The organism is Moritella dasanensis ArB 0140, assembly GCF_000276805.1.
GTDB classification, from domain to species: domain Bacteria; phylum Pseudomonadota; class Gammaproteobacteria; order Enterobacterales; family Moritellaceae; genus Moritella; species Moritella dasanensis.
Genome location: NZ_AKXQ01000015.1, coordinates 1 through 18,507, shown reverse-complemented (window position 1 = coordinate 18,507; position 18,507 = coordinate 1). Strand labels below are relative to the sequence as shown.

The following is an 18,507-nucleotide window of genomic DNA, read 5'->3' as shown; positions in this document are numbered from 1 at the left end:
GAAACACGATTATGAGTACGGTTGAATACGTTATTTGGCATATTTTAGGATATGCAGCAATACCCACTATTCTAATCGCAGGATTTGTAGCAGTTGCTGGCGTTTCAGTATTTGCGTTATCATTTACTGCTGATAAAGATAAAGCGTAATAAACACTTAATACGTGACTTAATACGTGAATAAATAATAGGAAGGCCGCGTTCGTGTAATGCGGCCTTTTTTTCTCTATTTTACGACCTTGAGCTAGCCTCAATATCCCTGTATTATAAAGCCTCTTAATATCCCGCCTGTTTTAACGAATAACTATTTATAAAACAGCGTTAACGAAATAAAGCATTGAATGAAAAATAAAAATGTATCAATTGGTTTAACCAATCCTAAAAGTCCTACTAATGTCGGTGCGGTAATGCGTGCAGCTGGCTGTTACCAAGCTGATGCGGTTTATTACACGGGTAAAAGATATGCTCGCGCTGCAGCTTTCCAAACAGATACCAAAAATGTAGCCGCTTCAACGCCATTAACTGGGGTTGATAACTGGTTAGATAGTATTCCTGAATCAACCAATATTGTATGTGTCGAGCTCGCAGAGGGCGCTATACCGCTACCTGCGTTTGAACATCCAGATAATGTCATCTATATCTTTGGCCCTGAAGACGGCACCATAGATCAAAAAGTAATAGATCGCGCAATGGCTGTTGTTTACGTGCCGACGGTCGGTTGTATGAATCTTGCAGCGACAGTCAATGTATTACTCTATGATCGCCTTGCCAAGTCTGTGGATACCATCGCCAATGATGCATTAATCCGTGAAAGTCGTGACAACAACAATAAAGTAAAAGTTATAAGCATAAAGTAAAAGTCACAAGCTGATCAAGATCAACGACCGACAAGCGTAATCTCTTATAATTACTGCGCTTACATGACCGAATTTAAAAGGAAAAATAATGAGCCATGCTGAATCAGGGTTTAAAGCTGCGAAACTGGCAGTATTGACCGTATCCGATACCCGTAATGAAGAAACAGATACTTCAGGGCGCTTTCTTGCAGAAGCTCTTGTTGCTGACGGTCATATTTTAATGGATAAAAAGATCGTTATTGATGATAAGTATAAGATCCGTGCCATCGTATCTCAGTGGATTGCGGACGAAGATATCCAAGGCGTACTCATCACTGGCGGTACGGGTTTTACTGCGCGTGATATGACACCTGAAGCGGTACTGCCATTATTTGATAAAGCGATTGAAGGTTTTGGTGAATTATTCCGCGCTGTGTCATACGATGAAATCGGTACATCAACAATTCAAAGCCGTGCTGTTGGCGGCTTTGCTAACAAAACAGTTATCTTCTGTATGCCAGGATCAACCGGTGCATGCAAAACCGGTTGGAATAAGATCTTACGTGAGCAATTGAATAATTCTCATCGTCCATGTAATTTCATGCCACATATTTAAGCTATTGTATTTAAGTTATAGGAATTATAAATGTCTCAACAATTTACGCATGTGAACGCTTCTGGTGAAGCAAATATGGTTGATGTAACAGAAAAAACCATCACCCAACGTGAAGCAAGAGCGGAAGCGATTGTTCGTATGTCTGCAGAAACACTGGCGCTTATTATGTCGGGTGATCACCATAAAGGCGATGTATTCGCAACGGCGCGTATAGCTGGTATTCAAGCCGCGAAGAAAACCTCTGATATTATCCCACTTTGTCATCCACTTATGTTGACTAAAGTGACGGTAGAATTAACGCCAGAGCCACAGAACAACCTTGTTCGAATCGAAACTTGTTGTAAGCTTTCGGGTAAGACAGGCGTCGAAATGGAAGCGTTAACAGCGGCATCAGTCGCTGCATTAACAATTTATGATATGTGTAAAGCTGTACAAAAAGATATCATTATTGATGGCGTGAAGTTGCTTGAGAAAACAGGCGGTAAATCAGGTCATTTCAAAGTTTAGATTGCGCAGGGTATATCATGATTAAAGTATTATTTTTTGCACAAATTAGAGAATTGGTTGACTGCGCAGAAATGGAAGTGACAGGTCCGTTTGAATCAGTTAATGCTTTACGTGCTGAGTTAGCCGCTAAAGGCGGAAAGTGGGCTTTAGCACTGGATTCAGACAAGTTGTTAGTGGCTGTTGATCAAGATATTTGTAGCCTTGATTCACCCGTTGCTGATGGTGTGGAAGTTGCATTTTTCCCACCTGTAACTGGGGGGTAAGTTATGTCTGCTGATTCAATTCAAATTCAAACAGAAGATTTTGATCTGGCAACGGAATACGCTGCTTTAGGCCAAAGTCATAGCACTGGTGCGATTGTTACTTTTATCGGTAAAGTACGCGATTTTAACCAAGGTGATAATGTGTCGGGTTTAACACTTGAACATTATCCGGGTATGACAGAAAAATCGCTGGCGAAAATATTAGTGGAAGCTGAAACACGTTGGTCAATCCAAGGTGTTAAAGTAATTCATCGTATTGGTGAATTAGCCTTGGGTGATCAGATTGTTTTTGTTGGTGTTGCAAGTATGCACCGTGGTGATGCGTTCCAAGCCTGCGAATTCATTATGGATTACTTGAAAACTCAAGCGCCATTCTGGAAAAAAGAAGCAACTGAAGACGGTTCACATTGGGTTGATGCCCGTGAGACCGATACGACAGCGGCAGATCGCTGGAAATAATATTTTGCTAGATGAATGAACATCGCCGCCAATATATAGTTGATAATGCTATATATTGGCGGGATATTTATCGTGATTAGTACACTCGTTAAGTCATTGTTGACAAGGACAATGCTAACTAAATAGAATCGAGAATGAATGTCATAATGGCATCTTCTTTGCTCTCCATATCCAGCGCTTTGGGTATGTAGTGCGGCGCTTTCAATATGCCTCTCGCAATTAATTCATCCAATAATCCTTTTGACTCAAAGCCGGTTTTACCGATAAATAAGCTTGATATATCACCTTGCTTATATATCTGCAGGGCTTCTTTAAGTCCACGTAAATACAAATAATCTTTGGTAAAACCACCGCCGCGATAGGCTCTTAACGTGATGGTAAAGGCATCGTCACTGGCGACGGTATAGTCATTGATTAAATCCAGATAACATTGATTAAACGACTCACCAGCCACCATTTTTGACACGGCAATAACACGTAATGCCAGCGTCTTTAAACGGTGTAATGGTAAATTCCCTGACAAATACTCACATAAAATGGCTAAGCCTTCTTGTGCATGGGTATTACCGGGTAAACCTAATTTAAAAATGTGTAATGGCTGTACTTCCGCGTTGGCGGTTGTTAATAAATGTACGCCGAGTTCATGGTGAATAAGCGCGTTAAGATCGGTTTGGTTAAATCGACACTCGTTATTCACCTTGATCGTACGACCACTTACCATCGCTCTGGCAATCATATTTTTAGCTTCGACAACCTTACATTTAACCCCGTATTCAACCGCCGCTTGTTGAAATGCCACCACAGCGTCTGCAGCATCCATACTGGTATCAATAACAGGCAAGTATTCACACGCGTGCAAAATGAACTTGGCGTTACTGATGTCTTCTTTATTTGGCTCACCGTAATAGCGCAGTGAGTTATATAAGAATTGCTCGGTGCCAATACTGGCTAACAAATCAATGCGCATTGCCAATTGTTCAATGACAGTGCGGTACAATTTTTGAATGTCAGCATCTAAAATCGTTTCGACCGGTAATCGATATAAATTTTCCTTAAACTTATAAGGGTCTATATCTAACTGTCGATAAGTAAAATTAGGCAAATAGGAAAATGGATTATGTAAGAATCGTTTCTTTTCCTGTTTCAAATTTTTAGGCGTAATATAATTGAGCGTATTGATACCGCGGGCTAGGGCGTATAACTCTTTATCTAGTTTCACGACTTCTGTCGGTAAGCTAGAAGATAATACATGCCGTAACGGTTTTCGTTTACCTTTGCTGTAATGGGTGATTGTTGCTGCAGCATGTTCGTTTATTGCTGTTTTCATGCCTTCTTTTAGCTTTTCGATGACCAGTGGAAAAGATTCTCCACCCACTTCATTCATGTAAACCTTTTTAACTTCAATCGGCATGATTAAGGTATTACGAAAATGCTCAGTAACAAAACTAGCTTGGTAACCGAGACCTTTAAATACGTCATTTTCAGCCACTGATACCGTAATGTTAGGTAGCTCAATGTGCTTTAATTTACGTTGTAGGTTATCGAGTACTTTACGCCAGTGACGGCTATTTAATTGCTGTGTACCAATATTAAATGTCGGCGTATTAGCGTCGATACGCTGATAATTATAAGCGTGAATATCATAAAGCAAACATAAACCAAACTTTGCCTCTAAGGTGCTAATCAGACACTTTAAAATACGATAATAGCGGCTGTGTTTTGCTTTGCTTAACGCTATCTCGCTTGCAGGTAAAGCCGCTGACCAGACATCTTTACCCCAGGCTGTTTGGTATACACAATCCGTTAACGGCCTGTTTAAATCATATTCATAACGCGAGTCTTCAACTTGCAAGACGATCGGTTGTGAAGAGATGAAGTCGCCGGTAAAGGGATCTTCTTCAAAATAACGTTCTTGTTCCGTCAACGCTATATGTTGGCTCAATGATGCTCGTAATTGATGCCCGTGATGAATCGCAGTTGCTATATGTGGCTGATACTCACTGATCCGTAGTGTTAAACTTCCGTCCTCTAACTGCGCAGAGAAAGGGATTTGTTTACGAATATTATTGAGTATCGCCTTTTCAGTAAGCCGCTGCATCTGCGATCACTTGGCGAAATTCATTTTTACGTGAAATACTGATATTTTTTGCGTGCACAACGCTTTCTACAAAATCAATGATCTCAACTTGTAATTTAGTGCGATTCAAACGGTTAATACGGGTGATACCACCTGGGCTTAACACATTCACTTCGACTAACTTACCGTTAATGACATCGAGGCCAACAAGATATAAACCATCTCTGACTAACTTAGGACCAATGTGTTTACACAAACGTAATTCTTGTTTTGTCAGTACATGCTTTACTTCTTTACCGCCAGCGTGAATATTTGAACGCACATCCCCGTCTGCTGGTATACGTTTCATTGCACCAATCGGTTGTCCGTTTAACATCATAATACGAACGTCACCTTCTTCAGCACCTTCAATATAGTCTTGCAGGATGACGTAGTTTTGATTGTCACCAATATAAAAATCAAGCAAGGATTTAACACTCGATTTAGCTTTCTTATCTAATAAGATGACACCTGAACCACCATAACCGTTTAATGGCTTAAGGATCATGCAGTCTTTGGTGTTTTCGGCTAGCACTGATTCGAGGTAATCACGTTGCTTTGATACATGCGTTACTGGAATGAATTCTTTATTCAAATCAGACATTGACGCCGTATACAATTTATTGTTCGCGACACGTAAACCATCAATGTCATTCATGATAAATGTATCATCACGCACCGAGTCTAAAAAATTCAACGCCATGGTATCGAGCGGCGGATTAGAACGCATAATAATGGCGTCAAAACCGGCTAAAGGTAACTGTGCTTCTCTAAATTCTGCCTTGCGATAAAAACCAGGAATATTTGCTGATACAGCCCCTTTTTTAAGCACTTTGCAAAAAGCGATCGACATGCTGTCACGCATTGTTAAATTATTTGGTGTCGTAATAGCAACAGTGTGACCGCGACTCGCCACTTCATGGATCATGCGAAGTGTAGAATCATTTTCTGGTTCAACACTTTCCCACGGGTACATAACAAAACAAATTTTCATAGCATTCTACCAAGGTGTATAGGGGTTATTTTTCGGCGATGGTAGGGCCAGAATAGATTTGTGTAAAACGAACAATTTTGCTGCTGACGATAAGAATATTTTGTTATTGAAAATTCAATCTATATTGTATTATATGGTTATTTATTTTTATTGAATGAAGAGTAAACCCGTGGATACAGAACTACTTAAAACATTTTTGGAAGTCACTAGAACAAGACATTTTGGTCGTGCGGCAGATAATTTATTTTTAACGCAATCTGCGGTAAGTTTTAGGATCCGTCATTTAGAGTCGCAGTTAGGTAACCCGTTGTTTTCACGACAGCGTGGTAATTTACAGCTAACAAGCGCAGGTGACCGTTTATTGCCGTATGCCGAATCCATTTTACAAATGTGGGGACGAGCGAAGCATGATATTGCCTTATCTGACGAGTTATCAGTCCAAATAACATTGGGCGCCTCAGCAATATTCTGGGAGTTCGACGGTATTTCCGATTGGATTAACCGTATTTCCAGCGCGGATCCTGGCCTTGCTTTACGATTGGAATCTGTTCCGCGCCAGCATATGTCTAAGCGATTGCTTGATAAGAGTATTGATCTGTCAATTACCAGCGAGCCACCGGTTAACGACGATTTTAATATTGTTAAAGTGCGTGATTATCAACTGCAACTCGTCACCCATAAACCGTACTGTGATATGAATAATATTAGCGAATTACCTTTGGTCTATTTGGATTGGAGTACGCGATTTTCTATTCAACATAATAAAATAGCAGCGCTACAACGGACGGCTGTTATCCATACCGACTCATGCCGAGTTGCCTTGGATCATATTATCGGTAACGGTGGGGTAGGCTATTTGCCCTCTCCGGTGATTGCACAGAGTGTGGAAGCGGGTTTATTGCATCTCGTACAGGATGCGCCAGTGATGGATCAAGCGTTATATCTTGTGTGCCGCGCTGATCATGAAAAACAAAGCATGATTGATAGTTTACTTGCGGTGCCGTTTAATAAAATTATCGAAAGTATTGATTAATATTACGGATATAAACCGCGAGTGAAATAGTACTGAAACGAGTACTAGAACTGAAACAAATAAAAAAGCCCCATTAAATAAATCGTTAGGGAAATTTAATGGGGCTTTAAAGATATTTTAATCAGTTAAAAAATCATTAGATTAATGACGCTGATTTAGTTACCTTTACGGTGAAGTTTAGCACTGGTCTTACGGTGCTTACCTTTACCGGCTTTTTTCGTTGGTGCAGTTGTTTTTGGTTTGTGCTCAACTTTTTCTTCACCAACGGCTTTATTACGACGAGGTTGACGACGCTCATGCGAAGCACGGCCACTAATGTCTGCAATAAGGCGTTCACGGTTACTTACTTCATAACCCTTAACCATTTCACGATCAATTTTATAACCAATCAGCGTTTCGATATCCGCTAGGCCATGTTCTTCTTCACGACATACAAATGATACTGCATTACCAGTTTCGCCAGCACGACCAGTACGGCCGATACGGTGAACGTAATCTTCCGCTAGGAATGGTAGGTCAAAGTTAACTACAAATTTAAGACCTTGAACATCAAGACCACGCGCAGCAACATCTGTCGCTACAAGTGCGCGGATTTTACCTTCTTTAAATTCAGCTAGAGCACGACGACGTGCGCCTTGGCCTTTATCACCGTGACAAACATCAGCTTTAATACCGTCAAGTTTTAATTCTTTAACGATGTTGTCTGCCGCTTCTTTAGTGTTAACAAAAACTAAAACTTGTTTCCAATTTTTAGTACCGATTAACTCAGACAGTAACTCTTGCTTACGACGTTGCTCAACAGGATGAATGATGTGCTTGATTGTTGATGCAGTTGAATTCTCTTTTGAAGCAGAAACGATTACTGGGTTAGACAGTAATTCATTTGCTAAATGCTTCATTTGTTGAGAAAGCGTTGCCGAGAATAGCATTGTTTGGAACTTGTTAGACATTGATTCTAAGATCTTACGGATGTCAGTAATGAAACCCATATCGAGCATACGATCGGCTTCATCAAGTACCAAGTGTTCAACGTTAGCAAGGTTAGTATTGCAAAGTTGTAGGTGTTCTAATAAACGACCTGGCGTTGCAACTAAAACATCAACACCTTGTTTAAGTTGTTTAGTTTGCGTTTCCATTTTAGCGCCGCCATATACACTCATTACGCTAAGTGACATGAATTGGCTATACGCTTGGATGTTCTCTGTTACTTGCGCTGCAAGTTCACGGGTTGGCACTAAGATTAGCGCACGTACGTTACCAGAGTGGATGTCTTTTGGCGTATCTGCGATTTGTTGCAAGATAGGTAAAGCAAACGCGGCTGTTTTACCAGTACCTGTTTGTGCATTTGCTAGAATATCTTTACCGCGACCAGCTGCTGGAATAGCTTGCTGTTGTACAGGCGTCATTTGGTCATAATTACAAGCATCTAGCGCGCGTAAAATTTCGGGAGTAAAACTATATGATGAAAATTTCATTGAATATCCTAGCAGTTAGGCAATATGCCTCATTAGGCGGCATATTATACAGGAATAAATAACTTAGGTGAATGTATGATTTACGTTAACAGATAAAATTTTACCGTTAAATCTCATAAATTGTTTAGATGTTAAACAAGTTTGAGGTTGGAACACACAATCAATATGCTATAATCCTGCGCTTATATTAGCATCATAGGTTTTATAATGAGTAATGAGCAAACGTTTAAACTAGTCGCAATTGAAGGTAACATCGGTGTTGGTAAGTCAACATTATTGCCTTTACTGGCTAAAGAATTAACAGAAAATGACAATGCTAACTGGCAGTTAATTTTAGAAGATGTTGATTCAGACCCTGAATTTCAACGCTTATTACAAGCGTTTACGGTTGACGCTACACGCCGCATTGAATTTCAACGCTACATTACCAATAAAAGATCGGATATCTGTAAAGACTTAGATCCTACGTTCAATTACATTATTGAGCGTTCATTATTTTCTGATCTTGTGTTTTGCCAAGCAAATCTAGCAGAAGCTTGCCGCCCGGATGGCAAAGATCTTGATTATTATTATGATATTCAAACAAAATTGAAAGATTACCCACGCGTATCTGCTGTGGTCTATCTACGTTGTGAAGCTGAAACTGCATACACGCGTATGCTTTCACGTGCTCGTGATGCGGAACAAGGTACGCCACGTGATTACCTGCAGTTAATTTCTGATTGTCATGATACATTCTTACCGCATATTTGCCGTAAGTACGACACCGTATTATTGACTGAAGACTGGACTGATTTTGGTTGTCCAGCAACATTAGCTAAACGCATCATTAGCGAAGGTCTTTAGTTTTAATTCAATGGTGTAGTAAATACTACACCATTGTTATTTTATGGTAATTAGACTAATCTGTAACTCATCATTTTCCTTCGCATGGAAAGTACGATTCTATATTTGAACTGTGCTAAGTTAAGGTCTCAGTTAGTGAAATTATCAGCGTTACTCGCATTTTTTCTTGTTTTATGTTCTTCAACTTTCTCTCCTTCTGCGTTTGCAGTCTCAAGTGTTGATTTCGACATTAAAGGTGTCTCTGGTGATATCGAAGATAATATCGATTCATACCTATCCACAATTGCAGTTCCTAAAGGTAATAATTACACTTTCTTTGAATCAAAGGTTCGAAAAAATATTACCGAATCTATTCAAGTCTTTGGTTTTTATACGCCAGAAATAACGATTAACCTGACCTTGGATGATGATGAATTACTTGCATTTATCAATATTAAGCTCGGTCCAAGAGTGAAACTTGCTCACGTTAATATTCAGGTTAACGGTGAAGCGGGCGATGACCCCCTATTTGTGAAGTTACTTAACACTAAGCCGCTTATCTCTGGTACCAATTTATCGCATAAAGATTACGAAAAATTGAAAGCGGATATCACTAAGCTTGCTCTCGCACGTGGTTATTTTGATGGTAAGTGGCAAAAAAGTGAAATCCGAGTCAGTATTAAAAAACACCTAGCAGACATAGATCTTATCTTTGATAGTAAAACGCGTTATACATTTGGTGAATCAGTTTTATCTAATCAAACTAAATCGGCGTCAATTATCTCTGAGTTAGCGACTTTTAACGTTGGGCAAGAATTCGAATCAAATTTGGTTGCTGAATACAGTTTAGCATTATTTAACAGTCGTTATTTCCAGTCTGCGTCTGTCGCGCCTGATCTAAATGCCAGGAAAGACGGTAAGGTGCCGATAATTATTACGGTGGTTAACCACCCGAGTAATACCTATGAAGTCGGTGTTGGTTTTTTGAGTGATGTTGGTTTTAGGGGGTCGTTAGGTTGGAAGAAGCCTTGGATAAATAGTCGTGGAGATAGTATTTCTGCGGATATTGAATATTCGACAATACAGCAAGAATTTACATTAAACTATGACATACCCATTGAAGATCCAATTACCAATCTCGCGAAAATTCAGTTAGGTTTTCAACGTAAAGATAATAAAGATACCTACAGTAAATTATTTACGTTTCAATTACAGCGTCAGTTTGAGCTAGAGTCAAAATGGTTACGTACTTGGTTTATCAAATTTGAACAAGAGGATTATACCCAAGCCAGTCAATCGGATAGTACTGTGATGGTGTTACCGGGGGTAAGCTTTGCGCGAACCAAACAACGTGGTGGTGTCGACCCTTATTGGGGGAATCAACAATTGTTTAGTTTTGAAACGGCGAGTAAATACTGGGGCGCAGATACTGACATGCTCAAAATACAGAGCAGAACTAAATATTTACGTTCTATTAATAGAACGCATTTCTTCACTAGCCGTGTCGATCTTGGTGCTATATATGTAGACGAAATTGAAAGTGTACCGGCTTCAATGCGTTTCTTTGCTGGTGGTAGTCAGAGTATTCGTGGCTATGATTATGAAACGGTGACGCCAGTGGATGATGCCAATGCCTATATCGGTGGTCGCTACTTAACGGTTGGCTCGCTAGAATACGGTTATCAATTTGCTGAAAAGTGGCGTATTGGACTTTTTGCCGATGCCGGTACTTCAACCAATGATTTCTCCGAACCTATTAGTGTCGGTATCGGTACCGGCATACGCTGGTTGACGCCCATTGGACCTGTTAAACTTGATTTTGCTGTGCCTGTTAATTCAGATACAGATACTAAGTATACTTTTCACCTGTACATCGGACCGGAATTGTAATGCGTTTTTTTCAAATCATAATTGCCTTACTAATCGTTATTCTTGGTGGCTTTATAGCGTTACTGAGTAGTCATGCTGGTAACCAATACATTATTAATAAATTGAATAAAACCGACTTGCCACTTCATCTGGTTTTAGAGCAGGGCACGGTGTTAAGCCAGGCGCGCTGGAAAGAAATTAATTGGCAAGGTGATTTACTGCAACTGGCGATTACAGATTTAGATTACGATATCGACCTATCTTGTTTATTCAGTGGCGAGGTTTGCATTAATTCAATTAACGCTGCGGCAGTTAGTTATTCGATGGCACTTAAAAAACAACCACAGGTACTTTTAGGCATAGATTTAGGTGATGCTTTAACCCGTATCGCAGCGCTAGATGATCAAATTAGTAATAACGATTGGCAACTTAATATCCCATTATTTATCCGGGCGAAGGGCATCGATATTCATAATCTCAATGTGGTAATTGCCAATACTAGCATCACTGCCGATCGACTCGAAGGTGCGGTCAATTTATCTGGACGTGATATCACCGTTACAACACTTCGTACCACCAATGTGTTTGTTCAAGTCATGACGGGAATAACAGACGATAATACTGTTGATACTACTGTTGAAATTAAGCCGGGAAAAGCTATCGTTGAAAGTAATAAACAGTTAGATATCGTCTCTGAACTATTAAATGAATTTTCACTTTATCAGGTATCTATCCCATTACGTGTCGATGTACACGATGCAAAATTAATACAATCAAAGCTTCAAGTTAATGACTTATTATTGGATTTTAATTCCATCGAGTTAATCGGTTTTATTGATGCTGGCGAGGTTGGCATTGAAAAACTAAATGTTGATATGCCACAGGCTGATACCAGTTTAACAGGACAAATTGTTCTACAACAAGGCTACCCTTTGTTTGTAAATATTAACACGATATTCAAACAACCCGAGTTACTTCGCAAGTTAGTCGTGGATGTGCAAGCCGGTGGTAGCCTTGATAAAATTAATCTCACTGTTAAAACCTCAGGTCCTATCAATAGCAATATTAATGCGTCGTTATCGCCGTTAAAACCTGCGTTACCGTTTTCTGTTGATGCAGATTGGCAACAGTTAGGTTGGCCATTACGGTCTCCTGCCACGATAAAAACGACTGACGGTTCGTTATCGTTACAAGGTGATTTAGACGACTATGATATTGCTATTACTGGCCTACTTGATATTGATAATGCCCCGTTATTCGATCTTGATGCGAAAGGAAAAGGTAATTTTGACGGTCTCTCACTCTCAACTATCAATGCGAAGACTTTAGGCGGTAAAGTGGCCGCTTCAGCTAAGGTGGATTGGGTTGATGGGATTACGGTTACCAGTAAACTATCGACGAGTGGCGTGCAATTAGACAAATACTGGCCTGCAGTAAAGCTAAAACCAAGTGGTGATGCACGCGTTGATTTTAAGCTCGAGTCAGAATCTAATAATAATTGGCTTGTCGATGTGCATGATATTAATGTTGCCGCAGATGTTGAAGGTTATCCACTCACTCTGAAGGGACAGCTTACGTTAAACCAAGATTTGTATTGGCATTTGAATAATTTCTCTCTCTTACGTGGTGACGATTCGATTCAATTGGACGGCATCATTAACGAGCAATTCAAGCTAGGTGGTGAAGTTGATGTAAAATCATTCGCACCTTATCTCGTCGGAAGTGAAGGCAGTGCTTTTGGTTATTTTACTGTTATCGGTCATAAATCTAAGCCTTGGTTAAACTTCGACTTTTTTACGGATAATGTCTCTTTAGAAGACAATGAATTAAAACGTGCAGAATTAAATGGACGCATTAGCTTAACAGAGCGACCAGAAGGCCTGATCTCATTCTCGGGTGAAGAATTAAACATTGGCGATCAGGTTATTAATAATATCGACGTGGATTATAAAGCAGAGAACAATCGTAATAGTATTAGCCTCAATGTTGAAGATGATAAAAACAACGCACAATTAAAGATAGCTGGATCTTGGTTGGGTGATACTTGGCAGGGCAAAGTGACTAAAGGACGGCTTAATACCGACTATGGTAGTTGGATCATCGATCCAAATGTACAATTTTCATATGCAAGTAAAGACAATTACCTTTCTCTTGATCAACATTGTTGGAATGAAAAGCAAGCAACGCTTTGTTTAGGTTTTGATGGCAAGCTTGATCAAGCAGATAAATTAGAATTCCAATTACATGACTATGATATTAATAAGTTGAAATTAGAAACGGCGAATAACCTTGAAATTGAAGGCTTACTGAATATCGAGAGTCAAGTGACTTGGCGTAAAGGCGCTCCATTTAAATTAGACTCTGAAATGAGTATCATCAATGGTTCGGCACTTATTTATAATGAAGAAGAAAGTAATGCGGCTAATTTTGAATCGTTGACAATGAACATTGCTTTAGACGATTCCAGATTATCAGTCAAAGCCGATATTAAGTCTCGGGAGTTAGGTGGCGTTACTGCTGATATCCATATAGATGATGTCTTTGCTACACGGGAACTGAGCGGTGATATAAATATTGTTGATATTGATCTGGCATTCATTGAACCGTTAATTTATCAAATCGATGTACTTAATGGTGTTGTGTCTGGCGCTGGTATCATAGATGGAACGCTAGATAAACCAGAAGTGATTGGCCAATTTAATGTTAACAATGGCTATTTAGCCGGAGACGAATTACCGGTCACATTGGAAAGTTTTCAATTCAATATTGAGTCGAGTGGTCAGCATGCCAGTATTACCGGTACTGCTAATTCAGGCAAAGGGCTAGCCAAAGCCGTTGGTAGTCTCTCTTGGGGGGACTCGTTCAGCTATGAACTGCTTCTTCATGGTGATAATTTTGAATTTGATGATAATAAAGGGGTTAAATTAAATTTCAGCCCAAAAATTAAAATTGCAGGGAATGATGTTGGTGCTAAAATTACCGGTGATATTGTTATACCGTATGCGTTAATTAAAGTTGAGCAATTACCACAGAGTGCGATCCAAGTATCTAATGATGTCATCATTATTGATGCCGATAAATCGGTTGGCAATCAATCCTATCCACTTGATATTAAAGTTAATATTAATCTGTTAGATGATGTTAAAATTGATTCATTTGGTCTGAAGTCTAATATAACTGGTGCGGTAAGCATAGTACTCGATGAAGAGGGTAATTTGTCTTCTGACGGTATGCTGGAGTTTGAAAATGGCCGTTACCGCTCATTTGGACAAGACCTTTCTATTCGTACGGGTCAAGTTGTGTTCTCTGGCTCGATGGATAATCCACTCATTAATGTTGAAGCGATACGCAATACTGAGCTGACGGAAGATAACGTAATTGTCGGGGTCCGCCTTATTGGTCCTGCTAAAAAACCGACATTTACTCTCTTTTCAGAACCAGATATGGAACAGACTCGTATGATTTCATACTTGCTACGTGGTCGCGATGTCGGTTCTGAAGATGAAACCAGCCAGGATGATGTTATTAAGACATTGCTTATTAGCTCAAGTCTCGGTCAAGGTGAGGGGGTTATCGGCTTTGTCGGTGATACATTAGGTGTTAAAGATTTTGCTATTGATACTCAAGGGCAGGGCAGTGATACGCGTGTTGAAATGAGCGGTTATGTATTACCTGGTGTGCAGATCCGGTATGGTATCGGTATATTCTCAGAACTGAGTGAAGTGATTGTGCGATATGAGATCATACCTAAACTTTATATCGAGTTGATGAGTGGTGTTGATAGCGCGGTTGATGTGTATTATAAATTTAGCCGTTAATTTAGCATCATTTAAAATTTGATAAAAAGCAGCCAGGCTGCTTTTTATCACGGTAAGAGACACGTTATTCTATTTCGCTTGCCTCATGCGTTGAAATGGAAATAGCGTGAGAACCTTTCGGCCCTTCATCTATTTCATAATCTACCATTTGTCCCGCTTTTAATGTGCGATATCCATCCATCTGTATGATCGAAAAATGTGCGAACACATCATCACCACCAGATTCAGGGCAAATGAAACCGAATCCTTTTGCATTGTTGAACCATTTAACCGTACCGGTTGCCATACTTCTGCATCCTTTCTGTAATTGCAAATTGTTTGATTACTAAACTGTCTCGCCCCCTTTTTAATCTGAGGGGTTATAGATGTATATAACGATTAACGTAGAAAGTTGCCACAATGTTAATTTTATTATTCATCTTGTTAATAAATTTAGTTTATTCGCGATTATAGTCAAGTTAATATTCCTAAAAATGACTAAAATGGGGTAAACTTAGTCGAAAGGTTGAAACTTATTAGCCCAAATCTGTGATAGGTACTAAGATATAATTATGAGTAAGTTAGATGAACTGATTGATTTCAAAACAAGTATAGAAAGTGAGATAGAACTCAAACCACCTTCATTTTACAAAGTGTTTTTGAATAATGATGACTATACTCCAATGGATTTCGTTGTAGATGTACTACAAAAGTTTTTTTCTATGGATGTAGATAAGGCTAACCAAATCATGTTAACTGTGCATTATCGGGGCAGAGGGGTTTGTGGTGTATTTACGGCTGAGATAGCCGAGACAAAAGTATCACAGGTGATGCAATATGCGAAAGACAACGAACAGTCCTTATTATGTACCATGGAACAAGCATAAGCGTAATGGTAACAATGTTACGCAACACGTAGTTATAGGGAGATGCCTATGTTAAGCAAAGATCTTGAAATTACGCTCAATGAAGCGTTTAAAACTGCACGTGAAAATCGTCATGAATTTATGACGGTTGAACACCTACTGGTTTCACTATTAAGTAACAAATCTGCCTGCGAAGCAATTAAAGGCTGTTCTGGTGATATCGATGCTATTCGTGATGAATTATTGCTGTTTTTAGAACAAACAACACCGATCCTACCTGAGTCAGACGATGACAGAGAAACACAACCTACGCTTGGTTTTCAGCGAGTATTACAACGTGCAGTGTTTCATGTTCAGTCTTCAGGCAACAATGAAGTAACTGGTGCAAATGTACTTGTCGCTATCTTTAGTGAACAAGAATCACAAGCTGCTTATATTTTGAAAAAATCAGGCATGAGCCGCTTAGACGTTATTAATTTTATTTCACACGGTATTCGTAAAAACGATGAAGAACCCGGTGTAGAAGACAGTAATGATGTATCCGAACAAGCAGTTAATGATAGTGACGATCAATCAACACAACTTGAAAACTTTTCATCTAACCTAAATAAATTGGTTGTTGAAGGGCGAATTGACCCGCTTATTGGCCGTGATGAAGAACTTAACCGAACTATTCAAATCCTATGTCGTCGCCGTAAGAATAATCCATTATTAGTGGGTGAAGCTGGTGTGGGTAAAACCGCGATTGCTGAAGGCCTCGCCTATAGAATTGTAAACGAAGAAGTACCTGATGTAATGAAAAATACCCAGGTATTCTCACTCGATCTTGGTGCGCTACTTGCTGGTACTAAGTACCGTGGTGATTTTGAAAAACGTTTCAAGTCGTTACTCAAGCAATTACAAAAACACGATGATGCTATTTTATTTATCGATGAGATCCATACTATCATTGGTGCGGGTGCCGCGTCTGGTGGCCAGCTTGATGCTGCAAACTTAATTAAGCCACTACTCAGTAATGGTACATTGCGCTGTATTGGTTCAACGACGTATTCGGAATACAGCCAAATTTTTGAAAAAGACAGTGCATTAGCACGACGCTTCCAAAAAGTAGACGTTGTAGAGCCATCGATAGATGATACGGTGAAGATCCTGCAAGGGTTGAAGTCACGTTACGAAGAACATCATGATGTACGCTATACCGCGAAAGCGTTACGTGCGGCCACAGAGTTATCTGCAAAGTATATTAATGAACGTCAATTACCTGATAAAGCCATTGATGTAATGGATGAAGCGGGTGCGAAACAGCGTTTATTACCCGTGGGCAAACGTAAAAAAACGATCGGTATTAGTGAAATTGAGTCGATTGTTGCAAAAATGGCTCGAATTCCTGAAAAATCGGTGTCATCAAATGACCGTGATGTACTTAAAAACTTAGAACGAAATCTGAAAATGGTTGTGTTTGGTCAAGACCCTGCGATTGAAGTGCTGACTGATGCGATCCGTTTATCACGTTCTGGTCTAGGTGCTGAGAAAAAACCAATTGGTTCATTCCTGTTTGCTGGTCCTACTGGTGTTGGTAAAACGGAAGTTACACAACGTTTAGCCAAAATTATGGGTGTTGAGCTGATTCGTTTTGATATGTCTGAGTATATGGAGCGTCACACTGTCTCTCGTCTGATCGGTGCGCCTCCTGGTTATGTTGGTTATGACCAAGGCGGTTTGTTAACAGATGCCGTTATAAGACAGCCTCACGCTGTTGTATTATTAGATGAAATCGAAAAAGCGCATCCAGATGTATTTAACTTGTTATTGCAAGTAATGGATAACGGTACGTTAACGGATAACAATGGCCGTAAAGCTGACTTCCGTAATATCATTCTCGTAATGACGACCAATGCGGGTGCTGCTGAAACTGTTCGTCAATCGATTGGTTTTAAAGAGCAAGACAATAACAGCGATGCGTTAGGGGAAGTAAACAAATTGTTTGCACCCGAATTCCGTAATCGTCTTGATAATATTATTTGGTTTAATCACCTAAATATGGATGTTATCCATATGGTTGTTGATAAATTCTTGGTTGAATTAGAAGCACAATTAGATGATAAACAAGTTGCCTTGAATGTGTCTAATGAAGCACGTAAATGGTTAGCGAATAAAGGTTATGATAAAACCATGGGTGCAAGGCCAATGGCACGTGTTATTCAAGATAAAATTAAGCGTAACCTCGCTAATGAAATCTTGTTTGGCAAATTGTCTAATGGTGGCGCCGTTGACATTCAGCTAAAAGATGATGAGTTAACGTTTACCTATACTGATGTTAAAGTGACAGCAACAGAAACTTAATTAATTGAATGTTTCTATACGCTTGTATTTTTTATAATTAGTGTTACTTTGTAACTATGCTTGACTTAAAAAGGGAATGCAATATGGATATTTCCGCATTAACTAGAGTCGAAATTAGTATCCCTGATGGGATTAGTTTTGATTCATTAGGACTTGAACTTGATGATGACGGTAGTATTTCCTTTGACATCGAAACATTGGAAGCTGTGGCATTTGAAAGTGGTATTGACGTAGCGTTATTAGATGAAGACTATGTATTACAAGTATTACTGATTAGTTTTTATCAATGGCACCGTGTACATGACGGCGAATTAAATCGGGTTATGGAAGATATTATCGAACAAGCTAACGACTTGTCTACTTACTCTGATGATGAGTTGATCATGATTCTGGGTTCAGCAGAGATGGATAAGCAAGCTAATGTTGCTATCTCGCAAATTGTTCATTAATCCATTATTAAGCATTAAAATTACAGTGACGTAGAACGAAAAATGGAAGCCAATTGGCTT

17 protein-coding genes are annotated in these 18,507 nt (G+C 39.5%); 13 read left to right on the top strand and 4 right to left on the bottom strand.

Features of this window, described 5'->3' with window-relative positions; translation table 11 throughout:
* Window positions 1-11 precede the first annotated feature (11 nt).
* The 6 genes from A923_RS22805 to moaE all read left to right on the top strand — a co-directional run bounded on the left by A923_RS22805 (window position 12) and on the right by moaE (window position 2,680).
* Entirely contained in the window at window positions 12-149 is a 138-nt protein-coding gene (locus A923_RS22805; protein WP_017222201.1) for a TIGR02808 family protein, read from the top strand.
* Between the two features lie 191 nt (window positions 150-340).
* Window positions 341-856, top strand: a complete 516-nt coding sequence (locus A923_RS0113475; protein ID WP_017222200.1) for an RNA methyltransferase — start codon at window positions 341-343, stop codon at window positions 854-856.
* An 88-nt stretch (window positions 857-944) separates the two neighbouring features.
* The gene (moaB, locus tag A923_RS0113470) at window positions 945-1,451 is read left to right on the top strand and encodes a molybdenum cofactor biosynthesis protein B (protein ID WP_017222199.1); all 507 of its coding nucleotides are present in this window, start codon (window positions 945-947) and stop codon (window positions 1,449-1,451) included.
* A gap of 30 nt (window positions 1,452-1,481) precedes the next feature.
* On the top strand, window positions 1,482-1,958 hold the full coding sequence (gene moaC, locus A923_RS0113465; RefSeq protein ID WP_017222198.1) for a cyclic pyranopterin monophosphate synthase MoaC: 477 nt from the start codon (window positions 1,482-1,484) through the stop codon (window positions 1,956-1,958).
* Window positions 1,959-1,975: 17 nt separating this feature from the next.
* The gene (moaD, locus tag A923_RS0113460) at window positions 1,976-2,221 is read left to right on the top strand and encodes a molybdopterin synthase sulfur carrier subunit (protein ID WP_017222197.1); all 246 of its coding nucleotides are present in this window, start codon (window positions 1,976-1,978) and stop codon (window positions 2,219-2,221) included.
* A 3-nt stretch (window positions 2,222-2,224) separates the two neighbouring features.
* Window positions 2,225-2,680, top strand: a complete 456-nt coding sequence (gene moaE / locus A923_RS0113455) for a molybdopterin synthase catalytic subunit MoaE (protein ID WP_017222196.1) — start codon at window positions 2,225-2,227, stop codon at window positions 2,678-2,680.
* Between the two features lie 118 nt (window positions 2,681-2,798).
* Here the strand turns inward: moaE and A923_RS0113450 are convergent, their stop codons facing one another.
* Together A923_RS0113450 and gshB are read right to left on the bottom strand one after the other, a co-directional pair.
* Complete coding sequence (locus tag A923_RS0113450; protein ID WP_017222195.1) at window positions 2,799-4,778, bottom strand: flavohemoglobin expression-modulating QEGLA motif protein; 1,980 nt, start codon at window positions 4,776-4,778, stop codon at window positions 2,799-2,801.
* Window positions 4,762-5,790 carry a glutathione synthase gene (gene gshB, locus A923_RS0113445; RefSeq protein WP_017222194.1) on the bottom strand — a complete coding sequence of 343 codons (1,029 nt, stop codon included), beginning with the start codon at window positions 5,788-5,790 and terminating at the stop codon, window positions 4,762-4,764. Before gshB ends, A923_RS0113450 begins: the two co-directional genes overlap by 17 nt.
* Window positions 5,791-5,959: 169 nt before the next feature.
* Between gshB and A923_RS0113440 the strand changes: the two genes are divergently transcribed.
* Complete coding sequence (locus A923_RS0113440) at window positions 5,960-6,823, top strand: LysR family transcriptional regulator (RefSeq protein ID WP_017222193.1); 864 nt, start codon at window positions 5,960-5,962, stop codon at window positions 6,821-6,823.
* Window positions 6,824-6,978: 155 nt separating this feature from the next.
* Here the strand turns inward: A923_RS0113440 and A923_RS0113435 are convergent, their stop codons facing one another.
* A complete protein-coding gene (locus tag A923_RS0113435; protein ID WP_017222192.1) occupies window positions 6,979-8,298 on the bottom strand; it encodes a DEAD/DEAH box helicase in 1,320 nt (439 codons plus the stop codon).
* A gap of 207 nt (window positions 8,299-8,505) precedes the next feature.
* Here A923_RS0113435 and A923_RS0113430 point away from each other — a divergent pair, with 207 nt between their 5' ends.
* From A923_RS0113430 to tamB, 3 genes are all read left to right on the top strand, one after another.
* Window positions 8,506-9,144, top strand: a complete 639-nt coding sequence (locus A923_RS0113430) for a deoxynucleoside kinase (RefSeq protein ID WP_017222191.1) — start codon at window positions 8,506-8,508, stop codon at window positions 9,142-9,144.
* A 135-nt stretch (window positions 9,145-9,279) separates the two neighbouring features.
* Window positions 9,280-11,013, top strand: coding sequence for an autotransporter assembly complex protein TamA (locus A923_RS0113425; protein ID WP_017222190.1), 1,734 nt, complete (start codon window positions 9,280-9,282; stop codon window positions 11,011-11,013).
* Window positions 11,013-14,810, top strand: coding sequence for an autotransporter assembly complex protein TamB (gene tamB, locus A923_RS0113420; RefSeq protein WP_017222189.1), 3,798 nt, complete (start codon window positions 11,013-11,015; stop codon window positions 14,808-14,810). The genes A923_RS0113425 and tamB overlap by 1 nt, the downstream gene beginning before the upstream one ends.
* A gap of 64 nt (window positions 14,811-14,874) precedes the next feature.
* Here tamB and cspD read toward each other — a convergent pair whose 3' ends face one another.
* Window positions 14,875-15,096 carry a cold shock domain-containing protein CspD gene (gene cspD / locus A923_RS0113415; RefSeq protein ID WP_017222188.1) on the bottom strand — a complete coding sequence of 74 codons (222 nt, stop codon included), beginning with the start codon at window positions 15,094-15,096 and terminating at the stop codon, window positions 14,875-14,877.
* Between the two features lie 265 nt (window positions 15,097-15,361).
* Here cspD and clpS point away from each other — a divergent pair, with 265 nt between their 5' ends.
* The 3 genes from clpS (at window position 15,362) to A923_RS0113400 (ending at window position 18,447) form a co-directional block, all read left to right on the top strand.
* Entirely contained in the window at window positions 15,362-15,676 is a 315-nt protein-coding gene (gene clpS, locus A923_RS0113410; protein WP_017222187.1) for an ATP-dependent Clp protease adapter ClpS, read from the top strand.
* 48 nt (window positions 15,677-15,724) lie between these two features.
* Complete coding sequence (gene clpA, locus A923_RS0113405; RefSeq protein WP_017222186.1) at window positions 15,725-17,998, top strand: ATP-dependent Clp protease ATP-binding subunit ClpA; 2,274 nt, start codon at window positions 15,725-15,727, stop codon at window positions 17,996-17,998.
* Between the two features lie 83 nt (window positions 17,999-18,081).
* The gene (locus tag A923_RS0113400; protein ID WP_017222185.1) at window positions 18,082-18,447 is read left to right on the top strand and encodes a hypothetical protein; all 366 of its coding nucleotides are present in this window, start codon (window positions 18,082-18,084) and stop codon (window positions 18,445-18,447) included.
* Window positions 18,448-18,507 lie beyond the last annotated feature (60 nt).